Origin of the sequence: Bradyrhizobium genomosp. III (assembly GCF_000261705.1) — a bacterium.
Classification (GTDB): domain Bacteria; phylum Pseudomonadota; class Alphaproteobacteria; order Rhizobiales; family Xanthobacteraceae; genus Bradyrhizobium; species Bradyrhizobium ottawaense.
Window position 1 is genome coordinate 1 of the sequence record NZ_AJQF01000489.1, and the last position, 3,397, is coordinate 3,397.

Genomic DNA, 3,397 nt, shown 5'->3' on the forward strand with positions numbered 1-3,397 from the left:
CTAATACAAGGGTGGGCAAAGCGAAGCGTGCCCACCGCCTGTGTCAATCATGGCAGAGATCGTGGGCACGGCGCTATGCGCCTTTGCCCACCCTACGGCAGCTGTCTTGCTTCACCCGCGCTTGAACGGCGCGACCTCGATCCCCGCATCCTTCAAGGCCTGACGCAAGGTCCGCGCGATCTCGACGGCGCCGTGCGTGTCGCCGTGGATGCACACCGTGTCCGTGCGCATCTTGATCACCTTGCCCGTCACCGAAACCACCGCGCCGTCCTGCACCATGCGCACCACGCGGTCGGCGATGGACTTGGCGTCATGCAGCACCGCGCCGGGCTTCTTGCGCGAGACGAGGTTGCCGTCGTCCTCATAGGCGCGGTCGGCGAACACCTCGTGCACCATCGGCAGATTGGCGTCCTCGCCGGCCTTCACCAGCTTCGAATTGGCGAGCACGACGAAGATCAGGCTGGGATCGACCGCCCTGATGCCGGCGGCGATCGCCTTCGCCGTCATGTCGTCCTCGCAGGCGACATTGGAGAGCGCGCCATGGGCCTTCACATGCGTGACCTTGTGGCCGGCGGCGGTCGCAATCGCCTGCAATGCGCCGATCTGGTAGGCGACGAGGTTCTCGATCTCGGACGCCTTCAGGCCCGCGATCGGATGGCGGCCAAAACCGTGCAGGTCGCGATATCCGGGATGGGCGCCGACCGAGACGCCGCGCGCCTTCGCCAATTCCACCGTCCGGCGCATGATGTCGGGGTCGCCGGCATGGAAGCCGCAGGCGACGTTGACCGAGCTTGCCAGCTCGATCATCGCGGGGTCGTTGCCCATCTCCCACGCGCCAAAACCTTCGCCGAGGTCGCAATTGAGATCGATCGTCTTCATGGGTGCTCTCCGCCTCTGGTCGTCGTGTCGTTTATGGCTCCGCCGTCACCTGCCAGGTTCCGGCATCCATGGCGCTCACAGCATAGCCCGCGACGTTGGCATCGCTGAGCGCCTCGATGTTGAGCGCGACACTGTCAGCAGAGCGCAGACGGTCGGGCAGGTTGCGGATCAGTTGCGCAAACTTCCTCACCTCGTCCTGCGCCTCGGCCATGCTGACCGCCCTGAAGCGGAACGCGGTTCCCGCCGAGGTCTGGGCGAGGCGGCCGACATCGGCCGTGATCACGGTTGCGATCTTCGGATAGCCGCCGGAGGTGCCGCGGTCCATCATCAGCGCGATCGGCGAGCCGTTGCCGGGCACCTGGATGCTGCCGTTGACGGTGCCGTCGGAGACGATGTTGTGGCCGTGCAGATGCTTGATGGCGGGGCCCTCGAGCCGGTAGCCCATGCGGTCGGAGGTCGCCGAGATCTTCCACTCGCTGCCCAGGAACAGCGCCTTGTTGGCGTCGTCGAACTCGTCGTCCTGCGGACCCAGCACGACGCGGATCGGACCGCTAATGGGCTTGGGCAGTTCGATGCGCAATTCGCCCGCACCGCTTGCAGCATCGACCGAAAATTCGTCACCGGCCTGGAGCGGGCGCGGGTAGGGGCTGCCGAGGCCGGCGCGGGCATTCACCGCGAGACTGCCGAACACCATCTCGCCTTTGATGGCGCCTTCGATGGCGAGATACGTAAATGCGCCGCCGCGGGCAAAGCCCAGCGTCAGCGTCTCGCCGTCCTTCAGCGTCACCGATGTGTCCATCGCGACCGGGTTGCCGGCGACGTCCGCATTGCGCGGCGCGCCTGAAATCGCCACGCGCACGGCGCCATCGCGCGCGGTGAACGTGGCGCCGAACGGACCGATCTCGACGCTGGCCGCGAACGGCTCGTTGCCGACCAGCGTATTCGCCGCCGCCAGCGACAGCCGATCCATCGCACCACTCACCGTCAAGCCATAGCGCTGCGCGCCGTGGCGTCCGCCGTCCTGAACGGAGCTTGCCGGGCCGATGCTGGCGACGACGAGCCGGCTCATGCGTCCACCTGCTCGGCGACGATCTCTCCGGCTTCCGCAGCGCGGTCCAACTCCTCGAACGTCTTGTGGTCGATGGGGAAGAACGTCACGCGGTCACCGGGTTCGGTGAGGAAGGTTGGATCGCGGTGGAGTTGATAGGTTCTGACAGGCGTGCGGCCGAGCAGATGCCAGCCGCTGGGGGCGGCGAGGCACTGGATCCCGGCCTGGACGCCGCCGATCGAGATCGTGCCGGCGGGCGTGAGCAGCCGCGGATTTTGTCGGCGCGACATGTGCAGGGATTTGTCGAGGCCGCTGAGATAGGACCAGCCCGGCGTGAAGCCGATCATGGCGACCTTGTAGTCGCCGCCCGCGTGCCGTGCGACGATGTCATCAGGCGTGGTGTTCAGCGCCCTGGCGACATCCTCGAGGTCGATGCCGTGCTCGCCGCCATAGGCGACGGGAACGCGCCAGCGCCGCGCCTTGGTCACCGGCGGCGGCGGCTGAATGGCGACCGGCAGCAGCTTTTCGCCGAGCGCGTCGAAACCGATCTTGCCCGGATCGTAATGCACCAGCAGCGAGCGATAGGTCGGCACCGTCTCGGTGATGCCATCGATGGGGCTTGCTGCGAGCGCCTTGTCCAGCGCCAGCACGCGCTGGTTGGCATCGTCGTCGATGGTGCGGCTGAACTCGACCGTGACGGCGCTGTCGCCACTGGGCAGAAGGCGGGGCGGGGGGAGCGTCGCGGCCATTGAGCTGTCGAAGAGCTGTCGAAATCGGGCTTTTGCGGGAGCGGGCTCGAAGTTCCGCTCACCCCTGCTTCGCGTAAATGCGCCCGCAAGTCCAATAAATTAATGCAGGAGGCCACGATAAGGCTTTGTTATCGCGTCGCATAACAGCCCACCGGCCCTGCATTATTGATAGCCTCTTGGCCCTTGACGCAAAGCGCCCGGCTCGCAAGATGCGCCCGTTCTTTCCCGCCCATCCGGAGCTCGTCTGTTTCCATGTCGCTGTCCCCCGAAGCCCGCAAGATCCTCGCCGGCATCACCACTGCCACCATCACCACGGTCCTGCTGAAAAAGGGCTTGCGCAATGTGTGGATGCGGGGCGCGCGGCCGCTGCGCCCGGGCCTGCCGCGTCTGGTGGGGCCGGCCTTCACGCTGCGCTTCGTGCCGGCGCGCGAGGATCTGGCGACGCCGGAATCCTGGTCCTCGCCGATTTCGACCCGCACCGCGATCGAGGCGATGCCGGAAGGCTGCATCGCCGTGGTCGACGCCATGGGCATCACCGATGCCGGCATCTTCGGTGACATCCTCTGCGCCCGCATGATGAAGCGCGGCGTCACCGCGCTCGTCACTGACGGCGTCGTGCGTGACGTCGAGGGCGTGCTCGGCACCAATCTTCCGGTGTGGTGCGACGGCTATGCCGCGCCGCCCTCAGTGGCTGGCCTGACCTTCGTCGGCTGGGGCGAGC

Annotated in this window: 4 protein-coding genes; 1 reads left to right on the forward strand and 3 read right to left on the reverse strand. The window is 66.7% G+C overall.

The features are described 5' to 3' along the window. Positions 1-111: 111 nt before the first annotated feature. From IC66_RS0138440 to pxpB, 3 genes are read right to left on the reverse strand one after another with little or no spacing between them, the layout of a single operon-like run. Positions 112-879 carry a LamB/YcsF family protein gene (locus IC66_RS0138440; RefSeq protein ID WP_038951085.1) on the reverse strand — a complete coding sequence of 256 codons (768 nt, stop codon included), beginning with the start codon at positions 877-879 and terminating at the stop codon, positions 112-114. Between the two features lie 31 nt (positions 880-910). Next, a complete protein-coding gene (locus IC66_RS0138445; protein ID WP_028144575.1) occupies positions 911-1,948 on the reverse strand; it encodes a biotin-dependent carboxyltransferase family protein in 1,038 nt (345 codons plus the stop codon). Further along, a complete protein-coding gene (gene pxpB / locus IC66_RS0138450) occupies positions 1,945-2,676 on the reverse strand; it encodes a 5-oxoprolinase subunit PxpB (RefSeq protein WP_028144576.1) in 732 nt (243 codons plus the stop codon). Before pxpB ends, IC66_RS0138445 begins: the two co-directional genes overlap by 4 nt. 252 nt (positions 2,677-2,928) lie before the next feature. On the opposite strand from pxpB, the gene IC66_RS0138455 reads away from it, so the two are divergent. Further along, positions 2,929-3,397 (forward strand): dimethylmenaquinone methyltransferase (locus tag IC66_RS0138455; protein ID WP_038951086.1); only part of this gene is annotated, 469 nt, incomplete at its 3' end.